The organism is Cupriavidus phytohabitans (assembly GCF_017815025.1).
GTDB lineage: Bacteria > Pseudomonadota > Gammaproteobacteria > Burkholderiales > Burkholderiaceae > Cupriavidus.
This window is the reverse complement of the sequence record NZ_JAGIQB010000074.1, coordinates 1-20,305: the sequence shown is the minus strand read 5'-3', so window position 1 is coordinate 20,305 and position 20,305 is coordinate 1. Positions and strand designations below refer to the sequence as shown.

The 20,305-nt window shown below is 58.7% G+C and carries 18 protein-coding genes and 3 pseudogenes; 8 read left to right on the top strand and 13 right to left on the bottom strand.

Going from position 1 to position 20,305, the window contains the following annotated elements; all coding sequences use genetic code 11:
* A partial coding sequence (locus J8I34_RS30790) for a BRCT domain-containing protein (RefSeq protein ID WP_209807971.1) occupies window positions 1-664 on the top strand: 664 nt, incomplete at its 5' end.
* Complete coding sequence (locus J8I34_RS30785) at window positions 645-896, top strand: hypothetical protein (protein WP_209807969.1); 252 nt, start codon at window positions 645-647, stop codon at window positions 894-896. The genes J8I34_RS30790 and J8I34_RS30785, both read left to right, overlap by 20 nt.
* Window positions 897-1,109: 213 nt before the next feature.
* Here J8I34_RS30785 and J8I34_RS30780 read toward each other — a convergent pair whose 3' ends face one another.
* The gene (locus tag J8I34_RS30780; RefSeq protein ID WP_209807967.1) at window positions 1,110-1,856 is read right to left on the bottom strand and encodes a DNA/RNA non-specific endonuclease; all 747 of its coding nucleotides are present in this window, start codon (window positions 1,854-1,856) and stop codon (window positions 1,110-1,112) included.
* Window positions 1,857-2,090: 234 nt separating this feature from the next.
* Between J8I34_RS30780 and J8I34_RS30775 the strand changes: the two genes are divergently transcribed.
* The 4 genes from J8I34_RS30775 (at window position 2,091) to J8I34_RS30760 (ending at window position 6,588) form a co-directional block, all read left to right on the top strand.
* Window positions 2,091-2,270, top strand: a complete 180-nt coding sequence (locus J8I34_RS30775; RefSeq protein WP_209807965.1) for a hypothetical protein — start codon at window positions 2,091-2,093, stop codon at window positions 2,268-2,270.
* A gap of 357 nt (window positions 2,271-2,627) precedes the next feature.
* Window positions 2,628-3,680, top strand: a complete 1,053-nt coding sequence (locus J8I34_RS30770; RefSeq protein ID WP_209807963.1) for a hypothetical protein — start codon at window positions 2,628-2,630, stop codon at window positions 3,678-3,680.
* 9 nt (window positions 3,681-3,689) lie between these two features.
* Window positions 3,690-4,862: a hypothetical protein gene (locus tag J8I34_RS30765; protein WP_209807961.1), complete on the top strand. Its 1,173-nt coding sequence runs from the start codon at window positions 3,690-3,692 to the stop codon at window positions 4,860-4,862.
* 1,504 nt (window positions 4,863-6,366) lie between these two features.
* A complete protein-coding gene (locus tag J8I34_RS30760) occupies window positions 6,367-6,588 on the top strand; it encodes a hypothetical protein (RefSeq protein WP_209807959.1) in 222 nt (73 codons plus the stop codon).
* Window positions 6,589-7,470: 882 nt separating this feature from the next.
* Here J8I34_RS30760 and J8I34_RS30755 read toward each other — a convergent pair.
* Both J8I34_RS30755 and J8I34_RS30750 read right to left on the bottom strand, forming a co-directional pair.
* A complete protein-coding gene (locus J8I34_RS30755; protein ID WP_209807957.1) occupies window positions 7,471-8,679 on the bottom strand; it encodes an IS91 family transposase in 1,209 nt (402 codons plus the stop codon).
* A gap of 6 nt (window positions 8,680-8,685) precedes the next feature.
* A complete protein-coding gene (locus J8I34_RS30750) occupies window positions 8,686-9,564 on the bottom strand; it encodes a tyrosine-type recombinase/integrase (RefSeq protein ID WP_209807955.1) in 879 nt (292 codons plus the stop codon).
* 262 nt (window positions 9,565-9,826) lie between these two features.
* On the opposite strand from J8I34_RS30750, the gene J8I34_RS30745 reads away from it, so the two are divergent.
* Window positions 9,827-10,252: a hypothetical protein gene (locus tag J8I34_RS30745; RefSeq protein WP_209807945.1), complete on the top strand. Its 426-nt coding sequence runs from the start codon at window positions 9,827-9,829 to the stop codon at window positions 10,250-10,252.
* A gap of 96 nt (window positions 10,253-10,348) precedes the next feature.
* On the opposite strand, the pseudogene J8I34_RS30740 reads toward J8I34_RS30745, so the two are convergent.
* The 10 genes and pseudogenes from J8I34_RS30740 to tnpA all read right to left on the bottom strand — a co-directional run.
* Window positions 10,349-10,546: pseudogene (locus J8I34_RS30740) on the bottom strand (transposase domain-containing protein); the annotation flags it as partial.
* A 166-nt stretch (window positions 10,547-10,712) separates the two neighbouring features.
* The gene (locus tag J8I34_RS30735; protein ID WP_371748174.1) at window positions 10,713-11,717 is read right to left on the bottom strand and encodes a tyrosine-type recombinase/integrase; all 1,005 of its coding nucleotides are present in this window, start codon (window positions 11,715-11,717) and stop codon (window positions 10,713-10,715) included.
* On the bottom strand, window positions 11,714-12,658 hold the full coding sequence (locus J8I34_RS30730; protein WP_209807943.1) for a tyrosine-type recombinase/integrase: 945 nt from the start codon (window positions 12,656-12,658) through the stop codon (window positions 11,714-11,716). The genes J8I34_RS30735 and J8I34_RS30730 overlap by 4 nt, the downstream gene beginning before the upstream one ends.
* Window positions 12,659-12,660: 2 nt before the next feature.
* Complete coding sequence (locus J8I34_RS30725) at window positions 12,661-13,920, bottom strand: site-specific integrase (RefSeq protein ID WP_209807941.1); 1,260 nt, start codon at window positions 13,918-13,920, stop codon at window positions 12,661-12,663.
* 289 nt (window positions 13,921-14,209) lie between these two features.
* Window positions 14,210-15,205, bottom strand: a complete 996-nt coding sequence (locus J8I34_RS30720) for a tyrosine-type recombinase/integrase (RefSeq protein ID WP_209807940.1) — start codon at window positions 15,203-15,205, stop codon at window positions 14,210-14,212.
* Window positions 15,202-16,149, bottom strand: coding sequence for a tyrosine-type recombinase/integrase (locus tag J8I34_RS30715; RefSeq protein ID WP_209807937.1), 948 nt, complete (start codon window positions 16,147-16,149; stop codon window positions 15,202-15,204). The genes J8I34_RS30720 and J8I34_RS30715 overlap by 4 nt, the downstream gene beginning before the upstream one ends.
* Window positions 16,146-17,378 (bottom strand): tyrosine-type recombinase/integrase, encoded by a 1,233-nt coding sequence (locus tag J8I34_RS30710; protein ID WP_209807935.1) that lies wholly within the window; start codon window positions 17,376-17,378, stop codon window positions 16,146-16,148. Before J8I34_RS30710 ends, J8I34_RS30715 begins: the two co-directional genes overlap by 4 nt.
* 154 nt (window positions 17,379-17,532) lie before the next feature.
* Window positions 17,533-18,837 (bottom strand): annotated as a pseudogene (gene tnpC / locus J8I34_RS30705) (IS66 family transposase); the annotation flags it as partial.
* A gap of 67 nt (window positions 18,838-18,904) precedes the next feature.
* Window positions 18,905-19,240 (bottom strand): IS66 family insertion sequence element accessory protein TnpB, encoded by a 336-nt coding sequence (tnpB, locus tag J8I34_RS30700; RefSeq protein ID WP_209807933.1) that lies wholly within the window; start codon window positions 19,238-19,240, stop codon window positions 18,905-18,907.
* Window positions 19,237-19,623 carry an IS66-like element accessory protein TnpA gene (gene tnpA / locus J8I34_RS30695; protein ID WP_371748173.1) on the bottom strand — a complete coding sequence of 129 codons (387 nt, stop codon included), beginning with the start codon at window positions 19,621-19,623 and terminating at the stop codon, window positions 19,237-19,239. Before tnpA ends, tnpB begins: the two co-directional genes overlap by 4 nt.
* A gap of 144 nt (window positions 19,624-19,767) precedes the next feature.
* On the opposite strand from tnpA, the pseudogene J8I34_RS30690 reads away from it, so the two are divergent.
* A pseudogene (locus tag J8I34_RS30690) lies at window positions 19,768-20,136 on the top strand (IS30 family transposase); the annotation flags it as partial.
* Window positions 20,137-20,305: the final 169 nt, after the last annotated feature.

The window sequence follows — 20,305 nt, the reverse complement described above, 5'->3', positions numbered from 1 at the left end:
ATGCAGCGAACTATGGACGCCGCGCTCACCATTCAAGCACTGCGGGAAGAGTCATGACTTCTGTATAAGGAAATGGGCTAAGGCGTCGGCACGCCATGGGACGCCCATTCCCAATTGCTGCTGGCTGGATACGGCCTGCGTCGCTCGAAGGGCCTGGCCAGACGTTACCCAGCAGGGATATGGTCTCGCGTCGCTGGCCGAAAGGTTCGACATCGAGTTCGCTCACCATGACGCGGCGGAGGACGCGAAGGCGGCGGGTCTGATTCTTGTTCGTGCGATCGCCGAGACTGGACTCGATCTCCCAGGATGGATTGAACGGGTGAAGCGTCCGTTGAACCAGCAAGGCGGTAGCTTGCACCTGGACGGCAATTCGGAGGGACCTCTGTTCGGCGAAATTGTCGTCTTCACGGGTTCGCTGTCAGTCACGAGGAGAGAGGCTGCAGAGATGGCCGCCCAGATAGGCTGCGAAGTCGCAGATGGCGTCACCAAGCATACCACCCTGCTTGTTGTTGGCGATCAAGACATCCGCGTTCTCAACGGCCATTCTAAGAGCGCCAAGTACCGCAAAGCCGAAGATCTCGCCGCGAAAGGTAATCGCATCCGTATTCTGACGGAATCTGACTTCATTTCCCTGGTGACGAGCCATGATCCCCGGATTCATTGAAATTGACAGGCAAAGGTTCTACGGGGAGGTGTGGCCCCGCATCAAGAACAGGCTTGAATCCCTCGAAAGTAACTGGGAAGCCGCGAGGAAGGGGGAAAGGCTCATCCTCATCAAGTGGGGCTACAAGGATGCGAACGGAGAAAAAATCGTTGTCGCCATAACTCGCGCTGATGACGATTGGGAGCAGCACTGGATTAGCCCCGATTTTGCTTTGAATGCGGCTCGCACATGAACCACATACCGATCAGGTTTGCTCCGTCGATTGTCTGTCTCGAGACGTAAGACGGAGCGCCTCATCAGAGCGGGATTCTCGACGCTTACCGGCTCCGCCCGCTAAACTAATCAAGGTAATCCGGGCGGCGGTGGTGCCAAGCTCGCGCGGGCTCGATCGTGTCCACTGGAGAGACTTGCCTATGTCAATGGAACATCGGCCCGCCGGAGCTGATCACTCCGCTACGGGGACGCCGGGGAGGAACTCCACACCAGTTCGCTTGACAAGCTCACGATACGTAATCGGCTGCCCAGCGCGCGCTGAATCTGAGTTTTCAATCCAGTGAGCCCAAGCTCGATGGGTTTGGGAGTCGTACACAAGCTTGAACAAATACTGCGGCACCCACACTTGCCCCGGTCCGATGATAGTTGGAGTAGCGGCACCAAATACTGGTCCTGTGATGACATATACATCACCTTTGGCACGCAGCACAAATTTGCGAGTCGCTTTCTCAATACCTGCCCAGCTCTTTCGATTGTTTTGCGGCGCCTGGGGCACGGTGTTGGCAAGCGAGAAACTCTGCGCCATGGCCGTGGCATTCGGCATGTCGCCGGCGGGAGCCATATGCCCTCGGTCATAGCCGGAACTTTTGTAGTCATCGAGCTCCGCGCGTTCCGTCCGGGGTAGTCGAGCATCAGCGAAGAAGCGATTTGTCCGTTCTTCGTCCTGTGCGTCAGCGACCCGTTCCGCGTTCAGCCGTTCGGCTACATAGACTGGCGTCTTCGTGGTGCCGGAGTGCAATACTGCGAACGCCTCAAAACACAGAGCGCGAGGCTTAAGCCTCTGGGCGTTCCGGACCAGTGGAACGGCACCTTGAGCGAAGAATTGTGGGCACCGGTCAAACTCCGTTGCTGCTTTAACCGGGCCAGTGACGCTCAGGCAAATAGCGACAGCCGCGGCCAGCCGTGAGACAAATTGCATTGATTCCTTCCTTTGGTAATCTAACCCTTCCCGGACTGTAGGGAAGGGCCGGAAGGATAGCACTCACCAAAGGATACCTCTGTAGTCTGCCAATTACGCGCGAACAGACCAAAAAGGCTGCGTGCATCAATGGAATAGAGTCAGCGCGCGAGTCGCCACGAATCAGCCTTAGGGTGGATAGTCACGAAGCCCAGAGTGCGCCAAGAATCCAGCAATGACCCCGGGGCGACGCGCATGACGAATGCCCTTGCAGGCGAGCTTTCCGATGCAGTGATCGCGCTCGACGAGGGCAGCACTGATCCGGATGGCTTTTCTGCGGCATTGGGAAGAATGTCGCATCCCACCGGGCGTCCGGATTCAATATTCATCCTGTGGCCAAATGGGTTCGCCCGGGGGAAATTCGACGACTTATAACAACCCTGATGCGACGCTTGCGGGGTCGCGGAAAGAAGCTGATAGTTTGCGGGGATTCCATACATGGGACCTCGTTCGGATCATCTTTGCTGCGACGCCCTTTCGGGCCAAGGGGACACGTTTTGGAAGCAGAAGGACGCTTAAGGTCCGAGAGCCGTTCGCGCGGAACCGTCGCTAAATGGGGATGCAGCGCAAATCGGGGGGCAGGTCAAGTAGCCGCCTCATCCGTCTGATGGATTCCGTGCTGGCGCTTAGGCGTCCAGAATCATCCTAACTTATACCGCCCAGGTGCGGGATCGCTTGTGCATCAAAATCTTGCGGGCGTATCAAAATGTTTCAGCCCAGCACGGAGGATCTATGGCACGCAAAGAAGCAGGACGGGGAGACTTGGCGGCTACCCTCGCGTTAGGAGGAATTCTAGTAATTTTTGCCTTTGTCGTGGGGCGAGGTTGGCACACGTTAGTCAACAATCATGGGGCAGCGGTGTCGCTCACTGTCGGTGTAATGATGGCGCTGATCGCGATTTTCCTGTGTTACGCCATTGCGGCCGAGCGTGTGTACCATCCTAAGAGCAAGCGAACTCAGCTTGCCTACTTCTTCGTGCTCTTCAACATCAGTGCCCTTGGCGCAATCAACGCCATGTTCCTCATGTTCCAGAGTTCAAATGTCTTCCGGGAGGAAATCGAACGCTCCAATCAAGCAATTGTTGCGATACGCGATATCGGAGTTCAGGCGATAAGCACCTCGGAATACGACAGGTACCGGTCAGAAGTTTCCGAACGATGGCGCAACCTCCGTGCTGAGATCGAGAATCCTCAGCTTTGCGGCCAAGGGCCGATGGCAGCACGACGAATCGCAGAACTGCAGGCTGTTCTACCCAGCTTCCGACCACTTGCAGCCGGTGGTAAGTGCGACCGCATTCCCGAATTGATCTCGTCGTACGAGAAGCAGCTTGCCGATTTGGAGAAAGTGTCTCCACAATATCAGGCGGTCCGAAAGAAAATCGACCTGAAATCACACGTGCTTAGTGAGAGCGATGCACTCCTTGAAGACGTCGGTGAAATTCGCAAGGGCCTGAATGGGCTGTTGACAGTCAATACGGTCAAAGCTCGACTTTTCGATGTTTCGGAGCGCTATAGCTTGCTGCGACAAGAGCTAGCATCGACAGGTGTTACGGGGATTGATAAGGTCCCTGTCACGATCGACATGCGGGCGGTCTCGGCTTTGGGAGATATCGGACAGGTTGTTCCGTTCATCATCAGTCGACTGAGCGACCTATCGACTTACATCTATCTCCTGATCGCGATCGTGTTGGATGTGACTGTTATTGCTGCATTCTCCCGGGTTCTCCGCGCCACGCCCCCGGCCGGTATTCGGCCCGTGAACGCTGCGTCCGCGCGCAAGCTCTAGGTCGAGACTATGGACACATCAGACGCAAAGAACCTGACCACCGAAAAGTGGAAAAATAGGAGCAACTCGAGTGTTGTGGTTGATCCCTCTCCGTCGCACGGTGCACGTGGTCAGCACGAAGTTCATGTCCCTCTGAAGTCGGGGCAGGCTTCCAACCAACCGTTCGTCCCAGGACTAAACGCCACCGAAGCAGCCGCTTTCGATTCATCTGCTGAGGAAGAACTGCAGATGGGTAAGGAGATGGCAGCCGTATTTAAGGACAAAGGAGTGCATCCCGTTCTGCTATTCGGCTCCCGTGGGTCTGGGAAGACAAGTCTGATTGCGTCACTGCTAAAGTACATGAGGGACAGGCCGGATGCTGATGCTTCTATCGACCTCGCGGAAGAACTCTTCCCCGAAGGTGATCCGAGATGGACGAAACGGATCGGATGGGCGCGTGACGTCTTCTACAAGAAGTCATTCGAGTTCATCGACCGGCAGGCGCCGGCTACGACCCAAGAGGCTCAGCCGTTTTTCGTACCGGTCCGAGTCACTCGGAAGAACGGCGCTTACACCTATTTCGCTTTTCTGGAAGGGAAAGGTGAATGGTACATGCCGGACTACGAGGCAGATGTACCGTTCCAAAGGTTCAGGGGATTCATACAAGGCTTACTCCAATCCTTCAGCAGTCCAGCGACCGTGCTGTACGTTGCGCCGTTCGTCTCTGAAGACAAAGACGAAGGTCCCAGTGCAAAAGGATTGCAACTGAGTGACATGGGTTTGTTGGGTGCTATCGGCGAATACGGCACTGTCCGAAAGGCCATGTCCCATCAGGATCGTCACCTGTTTTTGGTAACGAAATGGGATGTCTGCTGCGACAGCATTGCTACTGAGAAATTCCTTGAGCCTGAAGAAGAGGATATTCAGACTGTCCTTGCGGAGCGGTATCAACTCTCCTGGACAAAGTACTTGAACCTCCCGCTGTCTACAGAGAATAAATCGTATTCAACTTACTGCGCTGGCGTGATGGATGGAAGAACGATTTCTGCTCCTGCTAGCGAGGATTCTGATCGCATCGCCCAATTCCCTCGAAAACTCTGGGATGCGCTGTACCAGAACGCCACGGGCAGGGTGCTATACGAGGACGTGCAGCCCCGAGAACTTGGGTGGCTCGACAAACTACTAGGACTCCTACGCAGGTGAATACGACATTATATATTTGCGGGCCGGCTAGTGGTTCCTTGGCGTTTTCTTTCCCACAGTTCCAGCGGGCAGACGACGATTCGGTTTTCCTGTCGTCTTCGGAATGTGAACTTGCTGAAAGGCAGACTGTCTTCCGGCTAAACAGATTAGCCGTCAATGGTAGTCCCGCGTTGAGAGTGGGTATTTATCGGCAAGTGTTTGAACAGGGAATGAACAGGCTCGGGCACAGCTTTGGCGCGGTGTTCCAGTTCATTGGAGATGTACCGCGTGGCCCCATCCTTGCCCACACTCTGATGGAGTTGCTTGCTGTCATCCAGCAAGGTTGCACGTTAGAGTCACGCTTTTGTGGATATGAGAGGTTCTCTGCTTTCCTGCGGGCAGAAATACTACCAAGCTTTGACGGAATAGTTGACCAGCTAAATCCCACCGACACGCAACAGATTGTTCGTCTACAGTTGGGCCCGGGGGAGGGCTTGCAGTGTCATAGTGATACTCAGCCGACTTCCGCGGAGCAGGTAGGCATCTTGATCGACTGGTTTACTTCCGAACCTTTAGCCTTGCGCTGCGACACACTGCTGATTGGCACACAACTCAACGTCGGAGGGATGGTGCGTCCTGTGCAGTTTGACGCTATTGCTTCGGCTACTGGCCATCTTCTCTGCAGTGTTACGTCTAGTTTGCAGACCAAACTGGCGGACGCTCTGCGCTCGGTGAGTGAGCATCAAGAAACTATCAGGTCCTTACAACAAGAGGCTAGCCAACTCACTCATGATATCCAGTTGGCAGAACTTGAGAGTAGCACCGCCATTCGGCGCGCAGAAATACTCGAAGCTAAGTTGAGGACACAATCAAGTTGGACGCTGCAGAATCAGAGCATCGAAGGCCTGGTAAGGACCAAACGGGGAACACCCGGCCTATCACCGACCTACGCTCCCCCACAAAGCGATAAGTCGCCGTCGCACACGTGCGACGGACTCTGGCAACACACGAACGGTCGTGGACAAGCTTCCCCCAAGGAAGACCGATTGCAGGCTAGCCCTCCCCTCAATCAGTCGAAGCCTAGCGGAGATGCACTGGCTAACGCTCAATGCACCAATTTCCCCGCAGTTCACGAAAGACCCAGTCACCGTCGCGACCCTGTGAAGCCATACAGGAGCGACGACCCTTTCAGGTTCGCGAATTTTGTTAAAGCGGTGGTTTGGATTGGCACGATGGTGTTCCTAGCCTGTTTGGCCTATTTGGCTTGGGAGGTCGATTTCAATTTTCCTGCGGGGTGGCTTCGCCAACTTCAACGCTTTATATGATAGCCCCACCTTGTAATGCTCGCTGGCGTTGCCCACTTCGAGACGAGGACGGTAGCGGTGTGGTACGTGCCCGAGAAGGATAAAGCCCACGACGTTGTGACAGGCGACCGCTCGACCATTTCTGACGACGTCGTTCAGATCGAACGGGTGGGTGTCCGTCTCTTCGGCAGCGGAGCCGACATTGAAATGTCCGAGCGAGAATGCGCTCGAACGACGCCTTATGGCGGGCAAGCGACCGCTGGTCGGCCGATTTCGCCTATCTATACTTCGACTACTTCACCTTGTCCGGCTGGATTGATTTACCTCGTTTTAAATATGCCTGCGAAGGAACGGCGTCGGCGCGCGCTGAACTGCCGGCAGACGCAATGATCGGCAGCTTCGAACTCTTACCCTTCGAGGATGAGCGAAAGCGGCGGATCTGAAAGGCGAAGAAAAAAAGGGAGCGGTACCGCTGCTCCCGATAGGCGAGCGCGGCCCCAAGCAGTCCATCACCTGCAGGCCGACGTTTGGTACAAACTCGATCTTGTTCTTCACCACGTGCGGGGCCCGTTCCGCCAACGCTGCTTCGACTACAGCGCGTACTTCGGGGCTCATCTTGAAGCCGAAAACGACTTCCTTGACTGCATCAGGGGGCACGTCGAAACAGGTGGATCGGTCTGCCGCCTGGGCGCTCAATCACTTCCTGAGCGTTGGGCAGATACTTGATCAGTCGCCATTCTTGCTCGTACTCCCAGCACCTTGCCTTTGTGAAGAACAGTTCTGGGGGATAGTTGATCTTGCCAGGCTCCACGTAGGCAATAGGAGGCGTGTTCGTGTAGCTGACCTCCATCAGCTCCCCAGTTTGCTTTGGCTCCCCCTTCGCCCGGCGGAAGAAGTTGCTATCGGAGTCAAAGCCCACGGCCAGCCCTTTGTAGGCCTGCGGCCAGGATACGGCCTTATGCGCTGCAGCGCATAAAGCAGAGGGTTTTTTGGTTAGTGATCGCGGCTTCGGAGGGCAGCCAAGGACGAGTGATGTCTGTCCGCGATCGGTAGCCAAAAAACCGTTTGTGCTGAACCGCTCCACAGACAGTCGCTTCTATGGGTGTTGAATCGCTGCTGCAGTGGTCAGGCGCACTGGGAAAGCGTGGGCAGGACATCTCAGTTGAGGGTGACCGGAAGGCCAAGACCATGGGATGAGCAAACGGAGGGAACAGATGCCAGGGCCTGCATGACATTGTCGGGCAGCTGCCTCTCGGGTGCACAAGCATGGACGCGTTACCATGGCAATTCGATGGCAACGTGGTGCGGGGCGTGGTCTGAGCGGATCATGGATCATCGGAAGTTGGTGGTGGTGCCCGCGGCAGTGCGCCCGGCAGGAACGTGTCGATGCAAACCATGTGGCCCTTGCCGCAGGCAGGGCAGTCGCGCAGCGACTTGCCCGTGAGCCGTTGGTACTGATCACGATAGTCTTCCGTGACGATGGGCGGTTCGACAGTCGGAGTCTTGACCCCGAGCAGCCGTCGGCAGAGGGTCAGTTTCGCCGCCCGGCAGCGGTTGGCCAACCACCCATAACTGCGGATGTGCTTGAAGCCGTTGGGCAGGACATGTAGCAGGAAGCGGCGGATAAACTCATCAGCCGTAAGTGTCATTGTCTTGCACATGGCCTCCTGTCGGTAGTCCTTCCAGCGGAACGTGACGGCGTGGTCGTCAAAGTTCACCAGGCGGTGATTGGAGATCGCGACCCGATGCGTGTAGCGGCCCAGATAGTCAAGCACCTGCCGCGCGCCACCAAAGGGTGGTTTCGCGTAGACGACCCAGTCGGCCTCGGCGGTGGGTGCGAGCCATGCGGCGAAGGCGTGGGCGTCAGCGAGCGGTGCGAGCTGGCCATAGAAACGCAAAGCGTCGGTGTTATAGGCACGGCGAAGCTGTTCGAGGAACAGACGCCGGAACAGCCGCGAGAGCACCCGAACGGGCAGGAAGAAGCCGGGACGACAGGCGATCCAGCGTTCGTCGCGCAGAGCAATGCCGCCACCCGGTACGCCACAGTGAACGTGGGGATGATGCTCCAGGTTCTGCCCCCAAGTATGCAAGATCGCGATGAAGCCGATGTCTGCGCCAAGGTGTTTTGGGTCGGCGGCGATCGTGCGCAGCGTGTCGGCACTGGTTCGAAACAGGATGTCATAGAGCGTCTTCTTGTTCTGGTGGGCGAGCGCCGCGATCGGCTCGGGGAGAGTAAATACCACATGGAAGTATTCAACTTCGGGAAGTAGTTCGGCCTGCCGGTGTTCAAGCCAATGTGCGCGGGCCAGCGACTGGCACTTTGGACAGCAACGATGACGGCACGAATTGAACGCGATCCGTTGATGGCCACACGCATCGCACTGCTCGACATGTCCGCCGAGTGCAGCGGTACGGCACAGCTCGATCGCGCGCATCGCGCGCCGCTGTGCACGACTGAGGCGGTCGGCATGGGTCTGCCGGTATTGCGGGCCACAGTGACGGAAGATGTCCGCCACCTCGAGTGGCGTGCGCATACGTGTTCAGAAGTACGCGGGCGCAGGCGGAACGGGCGGGAAGAAATCGGGCTGTGGCAGCAGATCGAAGGGACTGGCGGTGGCGCACACGGTGCTGGTGGCGACCTTCAGGTAGCGCGCGGTGGTGGCCAAACTGCGATGGCCCATCAACAGCTGGATCCTGCGCACATCGGCACCAGACTCGAGTAGGTGGGTGGCAAACGCGTGGCGCAACGAATGCGGGGTGATCGGCTTCCGAATACCGCTGCGCTGGGGTGCGGTCCGGCATGCCAGCCCGACTGCGGACCGGGAGATGGGCTGCCCGGGAATATCGCCCGGAAACAGCCACTCTCTCGGGCGCGTCTCGTGCCAGTACAGTCGCAGGATCTCGAGCAAGCGCGGCGAGAGCATCACATAACGGTCCTTCCTGTTCTTGCCCTGTTCCACCCGGATCATCATGCCCTGGCTGTCGATATCGATGACCTTCAAGTGCACGGCTTCCGAAACCCGCAGGCCCGCAGCATACGCGGTCATCAGGATGGTGCGATGCTTGAGACTGGTAATTGACTCAAAGAAGGAAGCGATCTCCTCCAGACTCAGGATGACCGGTAGTCTGACCGGCTTCTTCGGCAGGGGAAAGTCCTCGTCGCTCCAGGGCCGCCTGAGCGTCACGCGGTAGAGGAAGCGCAATGCGCCGACTGCAGGAAAGAGGCTGCTGGGCGCAAGTTTGCGCTCTTCGCGAAGATAGACGAGCCAGGCGCGAATCTCTTCGGGACCCAGCACGTCCGGCGAGCGACGGAAGTGCTGGGCGAATTTGGAAACCTGCAGGAGATACGACTTCTGCGTGTTGTCGGCAAGGTTGCGGATCTGCATGTCGCGCAGCATGCGCTCGCGTAGCGGTGTCATGGCGGAACTCCAGAGAACAGTGGATGAAACGCCCGGTTGGGCGCCTCCATGCTGCTCCTGTCCGCATGCTCATCCCTGTCGTTGCCCGCCCGCTAAACAACCGGCCTGACCCAACGTCAGGCACTGACCTACGCGTGCCGCCCACTACCGCGTCAGCGGTTTAGTACAAGGGCGCATCTTGGTCAGGGGCCTACAGGCTTGATGTGGGAGATCGCGCCGAAACCGGGGCAGACGACCGGACCGCCACGGGAGGAGGGCGGCCATGCGTATCAGCATGCAACTCGTAGCGCACGATGAGGGAGGCGAACCAGCCACCATCACCGAAATAGCGCAGTTCGAGAGAGCCGGACTTGATATGGGCTCGCTGGGCCTTCATCTGGAGGAGGCGAAATCATTGCTGGGTCGGCTGCAGCGGACGATGGTCGCGGCACAGGTTGTCGAGGCAGTTGCACGAACCAGCGTTTGTCCCACGTGCGGTGAGCAGTTGGCTTGCAAGGGCCACCATCACTTGGTCTTCCCGTCGTATGGTCTGACCGTCAACGTCCTGCAGGAGGTGTTGCCGCCTGAGCATGTGCTGGCAGCCAGCGCGATCCGGCGTCAGGTCAGCTCGCTCGGTTGCAGGCTGGAAGCGGAACAGGCGACCGAGGTCCGGCAGCAGGCGGAGGTGGCGTGCCGAGGCCAGCCCTGAGGGGGCCAAGCTCCTCGGCAAGCTCGAGGTATTTATCGTCTACGTGGACAACAACCGTAAGCGCGCGGTGATCTCGTCTTGACGACAGCGCCGCGGTCAGGACGGTGGGAGTTGCCAGTGATGAGGCAGAAGCTCTTCAAGGCGACTGGCGGGCTGCGCTGGCAGCCGGGCGAGGACGTCCTTGAGATAGGCGTAGGGATCGTGACCATTCAGCCGGGCCGATTGAAGCAGGCTCATAGCTGCAGCAGCGCGACGGCCTGCCCGTAGCGAGCCCGCGAACAGCCAGTTGGATCGTTTATGGAACTCCTTCTCTAACCGGGCTTATCCTCGGCCTGTATTTATGGAAGATTCGAGCAAGACATCGTGGAGGGTCGACGGCTGTAAAGCTGCAGTTCTCGCCGACTTACGCCGTCGATCCCGATGCCTTGACTCCCTTTCGCCAGGTACGGGGCATCCATAATTACAAGGTCTGCAGGAACCGAAGGACCTCGTCCGTCGGGCGATATCGCAGCGGCGCACGCGACGGCGCCTGAAGCATTTTCAGTGCGCGGTCCTTCATCTGCAGATCCGCCTCCACATAGCGATGGGTGGTTACGGGGCTTTCATGTCCAAGCCATAACGCGATGACAGTAATGTCAACGCCCGCTTGCAGCATATGCATCGCAACCGAATGGCGAACCATGTGAGGGAATATCCGGCGCCTGGCAAGCTCGGGGAACTGGTGTGCTGCGCTTTGGGCCGCGAGTTTCAATCGGTCAGTCACGCCGATGCGTGTGAGCGGGTCACCGGTTCGGCTGGGAAATAGCGGCTGCTCAGCCGCACGGGGATACTGTCGTAGCCAGCGTTTGAGCTCTTTGGCGGTATCGGCCCAGAGCGGGACTGAGCGTTCCCTCCTACCTTTGCCGTGGATGCGAACCCATGGGGTGGGCTCAAGCACGAGGTCGGCCACACGCATGCCAATCAGCTCCGAAACGCGCGCTCCGGTGTTGTAGAGCGTTGCCAGCATTACCCGATCGCGCTGTCCCGTCCACGTAGTCGCATCCGGGGCAGCGAGAATCGCCTCAATATGTTCCCGCGACAAAAAGCCGACGAGAGGCTGCTCGAAGCGCTTCATGGGAATCGCCAGAACCGATTGCGTCAGCGCGAGGGCTGAAGGCTCTTCGAAGGAGACATACTCCATGAAAGAGCGGATGGCGGCGAAGCGCGCGTTCCGGCTGCGGATGCAGTTATGACGCTCCTGTTCGAGGTACCTGAGGAAATCGAGGATGAACGACGCGTTCAGATCCTCAAGCGTGACATCACTGGGCCGCTTGTGCAATTGGCGATGAGCAAAGGTCAGCAGCAGCCGGAAGCTGTCCCGGTAAGCGGCCACGGTGCGTGGGCTTGCGTGCCGCTGCTGCAGCAACCGTTGCATAAAGAACTTCTGCAACAGGGCGGGAAAAGACTGCATGGTTGAATGGCTCACGATGCACCTCCGTAGCAGCGTTCAAAGCGCCGGGCTGCAATCGCCAGCAGCTCTGGAGTCGCTGTCACATACCAGTATGTGTCCGTGACTTTGGCGTGTCCGATATAGGTAGACAGGGAAAGAATGCTGCGATCGATGTCCAGACCCTGGGCGTACCAGTCCTGCAGGCGATGGCAGACGAACGAATGTCGAAGGTCATGCACGCGTGGCGCCTGATGCCCGCCACGGGCACGCCATTTCAATGCCGTCCGCAGTAACCTGAAGGCATACTGAACGCGTCTGGTCGAAGCACGTCGACCGTAATCGAACAGAAAAAATTCGTTCGCGTTCGCGGCCAAGGGATCGAGGTCGCGCCTTTGAACATAGCAGCGTAATGCCTCTGCTGTGGTGGCATGCAATGGTACCCAGCGCGATTTGCCAAACTTGGCGCAACGGATATGCAACAACCGTTTATCGAGATCGACATCTGAACGAATCAGGCCTGTTGCCTCTGAGATGCGTAGGCCGGTCGCTGCGATCAGCCCAAAGATCGTCGCGCAAGTGGCGCCGCGCAGTCCTCCGGGCGGATACAACTGATCGCAGGCAGTCAACAGATCAAGAATCTCTTCCTGCGTAAAAATATGTGGCGTCAGCCGACGATGTGCATGCCCGAACAGCCAACGCGGTGGAATCTCCGTTGCTGGGTCGAACTGCTGACAAAATGAGGCGAATGGTCGGATTACCTCGATGCGGCGCGCGGCTGTAAGCGGCTTGCCCTCGCGGGAACTGCTTGCCCACTGGACGGCGAGTTGCACTGTCAGCGGACCATGATGGCCCGTTTGTTCGGCAAAGCGCGCAAATCGCCTGAGCTGCTCCCCTTCGATAGTCAGTGCAAAGCCTGCTTGTCTGCGATTGGCCAGATAATCGTCGATCCAACTCGCGAGCTTGGTATGAGCATTCATGGTCACCTCCCAGGCCATGGAAGCGCTACGCGCCTGAGCGAAGGCAGATCGACCTTGGCGTAAATCGTTGTCGTATCGAGGTCGCGGTGGCGCAGCAGGTCTGCGATCTCCTTAAACGGCGCACCACCTTGCACCATGCGGCAGGCCGCGGTACGTCTGAAAATATGCGTACCCCGAATGCGCTGTTGCAGGTTGCAGCGTTTGGCGGCGTAGCGAACTGCGTTGCGAACGATATCTAAACTTGCCGGTGCATTGATTGGTGGGCGATGGCGCACGAATAGCTCGCGACGAGTCGTGGTGGGACGGCCGTGGCGCAGATAATCTGCAATCGCCTGGCCCGTCGACCGTGGAAGCGGCAGGGTGTCGACCCGCTTGCCCTTCGCGTGAATGTTCAACGTACCGGCCCGCCAGTCCACATCGTTCAGTTGCAGGTGTGCCACTTCTACGCGACGCAGACCCAAGTCCAGAAGACAGCGGGTGATCGCGTAGTCGCGCTTGCCGGTGGCGGTCTTGCGATCGAAGGCATTGAGGAGCTGCTGGATCTCGATGGCCGAAAGGATCTCGGGCAATCCGGCAAGACGCCAGTGCGCAACCCGCGGCAGTGCTGCGATGAGATTCTTGGTTGACAATCCTCGGCTTGCCTTGAACAGAAAGTAGCCCCGGAGGGAAATACCTACTGTCTTGATCGATCCCGGTGTCCATCCCCGCGTGTAACGTGTGACAAAGCGCGCGACATCGATTGGTGCGAGCGTCGAAACCCGTATCGGGCCGGCGCCAAAGCGATCGACAAGAAAATCTCGTACGTGCCACAGTCGGACAGTGCATGTGCTGTCCGAAAGCCCACGGACTTCGAGCAAATGACGATTGAAAGCTGCAAGTTCCGTTGCAACCGCCGCAGGGGCAATCGGCATTCTTTGCGTGCGGGTCCCGCTTGCCATGAGCATCGCAAGGAAATGCCTCAGTGCTGCTCTGGCGTCGGTTCTCGTACGCGAACATCGTGGCGCGCATCGGCAATGTGGCAGATGCCGATCAAGAAACTGATTGATTAGCGCCTCGTTGATCCCGCCAAGACTGGCGCCTTCTTGGGAAAGCCAGTGGGCGAAGTGGGCGACGCTCCGGAAATAGCGGCTTACCGATGCTTCAGCATAGCCGCGGTCGGTCAGATAGCGAGCAAACGCATCTGCGTATGCTCCAAGCGATGTCTCGGCAAACCACTCTTCGCTACGTATCTGGCCGGATGTGATACGCGAATACTTGGGCATGGTAACTCTCCTCGCAAACACGAAACAACACGAGGAAAGTACTGCAAATTATGGAAGGTTACCGAACCCATCCATGCATGCCAAAGGTCCTCAAAAATGGCCTCCATACGTGACTGCACTGGATCGACCTTCCATAATTGCGGACCGAGGATAGGCCCGGCCAAGGGCAATCGGACGTATCTGGTTTTCGCACCAGTTATGCCGACTCCCAGATTATGCCGCGTGCCGAAGCGGACGACACAACAGTTAGGCGGATCCTTGTTTCGAATTGCTTGGATTGTTGGCATTATCAGAGACCCTCCAGGAACGCGAGCAAAGGATCGGGTGGTTTGTAACGCGTAGGCGCGACGCCGCTCGCATTGGCGTGTGCGAGTGCGCGTTCCTTGAGCCGCATGTCGGCGTGCAAGTAGATCTGGGTCGTCTCCGATGATTCGTGCCCGAGCCAGAGCGCGATCACGGTCAGGTCTACGCCGTGATGCAACAGGCTCATCGCAGCCGCGTGCCGAAGCGTGTGGGGCGTTACTGATTTTTTCTTCAACGAGGGGCACGAGCGGCACGCGATTGCGACGTTGCGCGACACAAGCCGCTGAAGGGCATCGGCGCTAAGATGGCCACCGCGCGAACTGGGGAAGACCGGATCATTGGCTTCGCCAGGTTGATACCGTAGCCATTCTTTCAGCACCGCTATGACGTCCGATCGCAGCGGAGTGCATCGCATCTTTCTGCCTTTGCCGAGGCAACGTACGTGGGCGCCTGTGCCGAGCACCACATCCTGACGCCTGAGAGAGGTCAGTTCGCTGTTGCGCAGACCCGTTTGAACTGCTACCAGAAGCAGCGTTCGGTCGCGGTTGCCGATCCAAGTTCGTATATCGGGTGCCGCTACCAGAGCTGCGGCCTCGCTCTCGGTGAGAAACTCGACAGGACCGTGTTCGCAGCGTTTGGATGGAATTGCAAGAATGCGCTGACACTGCAGGAACAGCGCGGGCTCGCTGACCGCAACGAACCGGAAGAAGGCATGCACAGCGGCGAGGCGCGTGTTGCGTGTCCGCACTGAATTGCCCCTGCCTTGTTCGAGATGCTGAAGGAATTTCTCGATCAACGACGCGTCGAAGTCTTCGATCCGAAGCTTTGACGGCACGCGCCCGATATGCTTCGAGGCGAACGCCAGCAGCAAACGGAACGTGTCACGGTAACTCGCCACCGTATGTGAACTCAGACCTTGCTGCTCGAGCAGGCGCTGGGTAAAGAAGCGCTGGACGAGGGATGGAAGGCTGGCGGCGTTCACGACCGCTCTCCCGGGCGGTTCTTGCCGAGATAGCCTGCCGCTAGTTCAAGCAACTCCGGAACTGCTTCGATGTACCAGTACGTAAGTCCAACGTTGACATGCCCGAGATAGGCGGCAAGTTTCGGCAATTCTCGGCTCACGTCCAGTCCGGCGCGATACCACTCGACCAGCCTTCCAGTCGCAAAGCTATGTCGGAAGTCCTGGAGGCGCGGGCCGCAACCATCGCGTCCATCCTCTGTCGCTGATCGCAGACCGATCGCGCGCGACATTCTGACGAACATGCTTCGCGCGGTGCCGGCCTTCAGCCGCATACCGCGCTCACCAACCAGGAACGCCTCGCTCAATCGTAACGGACAGAGTCGGTCTCGGCTGCGCGCATAGCGTTCGAGCGCCGCGCGGGTCGACTCCTCTATGGGAACGAAGCGCGATTTTCCGAACTTAGACTCCCGGATGGAGAGTATCCCGTTCACGAGGTCAACGTCCGACCGGTCGAGTCGAAAGGCTTCACCCGGCCTGATGCCTGTCGCCACAAGGAGCCCGATAAGCGCCGAATAGGTCAGTGCTCGCATGCCTGTGCGGGAGCGTAGCCGCGCGACCTGAATCATGAGGAGGTTAATTTCCTGTTCGGTGTAAATATGCGGAGCATTCCGCCGTCGACGAGCACTAAGAAGTCCTGCTGGAGGAATCTGGTTTCGGCTGTCAATGACGTTCATCCACCTGGCGAATCCCCTCACTTGGGAGAGGCGCCGCCCCCAGGTGGCGCGTTGGACGAGTACGGGCGTCGTTGCCCAGCGCATAGCCAGATCGTTGGTAATGAACTCGGCGCCTTCGTGTTCCAGAAGATCAACGAAATGACCGAGTGCCAACGCAGGTTCATAGAATGACGCCCCGAGAGCACGGCGGACTACCACGTACCGTGCGAGAGAGTCGCGGATCGCAGTCATATTGCACCTCCCGCTGTGGGCCATGAGCGCGCTACCCCGCGCAGGTCCTCAAACGCGACCTTTGCATAGACCGCAGTACTGTCCTGTGAGCGGTGTCGCAAGACCTCGGCGATTTCGGCGATTGAGGCACCATGGCGAATCATCGTCGTCGCCAGACCGTGACGAAATAGATGTGCTGCGCCTCGGCACGCGGGGCGGAACCCGGCACGCGTGAAAGCCAGACGAACAATATGGCCAATTGCCGCCGGTCCCGCCAGACCAACTCGTGGCGCGCATATGCGCAGAAAGACCCGCCGCGATGCACTCACTCCGCGACCGTCGCGGAGGTACATTGCGATCGCCTCTCCAACCTCGGATGGCAGCGGGACATGTTCCACCATTTGCCCCTTGCCATGCACAACGAGTTCCCCCGTACGCCACCGGACGTCGCCGAGCTCGAGTGCGACGACCTCTCCGGCGCGCAAACCGAGCCGCGCCAACAACAGCAGGACGGCATAGTCGCGGAGCCCGCGGGGCGTGGACCGGTCCGTAGTGGCAATGAGAGCTTCCTCCTGCTCAGGCGTGAGGAACGTCGGAACAGTTGACTGTCGCCACTTGCGAACCGGAGGCACCGACTCATACAGGTCTCGTGCCGTATCGCCACGCAGAAAGAGGAAGTGGCAAAACGAGCGAAGGGCCACCGTCATCAGCCGCGTGTACTCCGCCGATCGACCTTTGCTGTGGGCAAGGAGATGATCCCGGATCGTTACGGCGTCAAATGCATTGGCCAATACACTTCCGTCGCCGGCATCGTGGCTGCTGAGGAAGTCGCGGATGAAGGGCCCGTAGACGAGCACCGAGTTCTCCGCCAGTCCACGATCCTGCCTCAGATAGGCCAGGTACCGGCTATAGATTTGTGCGATCGCGGATTGGCCGCCCAACGTCGGCGAGCGCACGATGGCTTCAGCACGCAGATAGGCAAGGAACGAGCGTAATGCGGCACGCTCGCAATGGACGCGGTCTGCTGGCGCGTCGGTCAGGCGCTTCATAAAACGAGCCATAGCAGACTCATCGAGGTCAACCAGGTCGATGTTCCTGTTCTTCATCCATCGAGAGAACGCACACAGGACCCTTCGTTTCTTGCGAAGCGTTACCTCGGAATAGTGTGCCGCCCGTAGACGATCGAGAAATGCATCAATGTGACGGGCCGGCAGTCCGCCGGATTCGCTGACTATGCGTGTCGCCTTCATTTGATCTCTCCTGGCCAGCGCGATAGCCAGCCTGAGAAATCATATGGTTATGCCGCCACAGCAATCACGAAAGGCCATACCCACCGCCATGCACATGCATGACGCGGCATAATCGGGGAGTCGGCATAACGCGGTTCATGCCGCTAGCGGCATGAACCGCGTTGTTATCAATGGGGACCTGCGGATCGTCGAGGTACCGCGTCAGGGCAGCCCATCGCCGTAAACTGTAGTCCAGTGCCTTGGCGGTAGCAGATCCGTGGCTCACACGAGTGCGTTGTCCGGTCATCCACGCATGGAGTGCATTGGCAATAGGCCGCGCACGTTGTTGCCGGATTTCCAGCCGCAATTGTGCAGCAACCTGATGCACTTCTCGCTCGATCTCGTAGAGCTTACCTATGTACTGCAGGGCATCCTGTGCAATGTGGCTTTTGTTCGCCGCGTGGAGGTCGTAAAACTTACGCCTCGAGTGAGCCATACAACCCAACTCGGTAATGCCTTGGGCAAACAGCGCCTTATAGCCGGTGAAGTCGTCGCAGACGAGCTGACCTTTCCAGTTGCCAAGGAAGTTCCTCGCATGCTCGCCCGCGCGACTGTCGGCGAAGTCGTACACCACTGCGCGCAGATCCTCGAATGCCCCAGGGCAATACGTCCACAGATAGGCGCGCTGTGTCTTGCCCTTGCCGGGACTGAGCATGGCCACTGGCGTCTCGTCGGCATGTAGCACGCGATGTTGCAGAATCTGCTTCTTGAGCGCGTCCACCAGTGGCTGCAGTTCCACGCCACACATGCCGACCCATTGCGCGAGCGTGGACCGAGGAATGGCTAGGCCTGCGCGCTCGAAGATGCGTTCCTGCCGATATAGCGGCAAGTGATCGTTGTATTTGGCCACCAGGACCTGCGCAAGCAATCCGGCGGTAGGGATTCCCTTGTCGATCACCTGTGCCGGCACCGGGGCCTGAGTCAGCGTTTCGCATTGCGCGCACACCCATTTGCCGCGCACATGACGCTCGACGGTGAACACGCCGGGCGTATAGTCCAGCTTCTCGCTCACATCCTCGCCAATGCGCTTGAGCTGACAGCCGCAACCACACGTGGTCGACGTCGGCTCATGGCGAATTTCGACACGCGGCAGATTCGGCGGCAGCGGCGCACGGCGCGGTTTGTTCGGCGGGGACTCGTCCTTCGGTTGGCTGGCGAGCTGTTCGAGCTCGTGTTCGATGGCGATCAGGTCTGCATCGATGGCTTCGTCCAGCAAGCTCTGTTGCTCGGCTGGAAGCTTCTCGCTATGGGCAGCAAACTTCCACCGTTTCAGCACAGCCATCTCATGCGTGAGCTGGGCAATGCGGGTATCTTTGAGGCGCAACTCGCTGTCCCGCGCCCGCACTTCCGACATCAACTCCATGGCCAGCGCCCGCAGTTGGTCTGCGTTCATGCCCTGGAGTTGTACGGTGTCGATCATGCCGGCCATTGTGCCCCACCCGGCATTCCACGGACATCGGCACGCGCACCGATTGCAATTGCGGACGTTACACGACTCGGATCACTCCGTCCTGACCGATGCGCTGCCATGGCAATCCAAGCACCAGGCCGGCCAACTGTTCGTGCGTCAGTTGGTATTGCTTTGGTTCGCTGGAACGCGGCCATGCGAACTGCCCTTGATTTAACCGGCGTGCTGCCAACCAGATGCCGATGCCGTCGTGAACCAGGACCTTCATGCGGTTGGCCCCGCGATTAGCAAACAGGTAGGCATGGTGCGGATGGGCGGCGCCGAACACGGTGACCACCCGGGCCAGCGCCGTGTCGAAGCCGGCCCGCATGTCCAGCGGATCGACGGCCAGCCAAACCTCGTCAATGCGGATCACGCCAGCCACTCGCGCAGCCACGCAACGCATTGCGCTGCTTCGGATGTCGGCCAACTTACTGTGATCGACTGGTCTGAGCGACGGACTTCAATGCGGATCTCGGTTGGGCGCAAGTTCCTCGTCTCAAGCGGAACCGGCACGAATGCCGGCATCGCTGCCGGCTGGACCGCCACGGCGCCACCGACGATCGGGGCCGGCACATTCCCGTCGGCCTGATCAACCCAGCGCCTGAGCAGGTTCGCGTTGAGCTTGTGATGCAACGCAATTGCCGCAATCGAAACTCCTGGTCCCTGGCACGCGGCTACAACCTGCGCCTTAAATTCGCGGCTGTAGCGGCGGCGGCGACGTCGTCCGACCGGCGCTTCTTCTTCGATAGTGTCCACGTGTCCACCTATTCGTTAAGTGGACACGATACTCCCAAGGTCCTCACCGCAATTCAAGACGGGATGCCCGGACGCTTACCAACAACCGGAGCTGGATCGTGAACTACGGTGACCGCTATCGGCATGGGGAGCCCATTGCCCCCCGCCGCTTCGGCGCTGGCCGGCTTTACTGGCAAGCTCCAATCCCTGGTCGCGCCGATGCGCCAGACGCTCACCTACGACCAAGGGCGCGAGATGAGTCGCCATGCCGAATTGACCGCCGCCACCGGCGTGCGCGTGTACTTCTGCGACCCGCATAGCCCCTGGCAACGCGGCACCTGCGAAAACACCAACGGATTGCTGCGCCAGTACCTGCCCAAGGGCACGAACCTGTCCATCTACTCGCAAGATGACCTCGACGCCATCGCCGACAGCCTCAACGGCCGGCCACGCAAAACCCTCAACTGGCACACCCCTTTGCAAGTCCTCGCTCAGGTCCCGGCCAACCCAACTGACCGGTTCCCTGTTCAATAACCCGCAGGGTGTTGCACTTCGCTCTTGAAACCGCCCAGTATTTCAATTAAGTTGAAATCCAAGAGCCGGCCGTTCCCTGTCTCACTCTTGCTTAGGGATGGTCTGAACAACCTGCCGTAGCCGAAGGCCACGGCGTGCTCAGCACGCATTGATTTCACAGGATGAGACG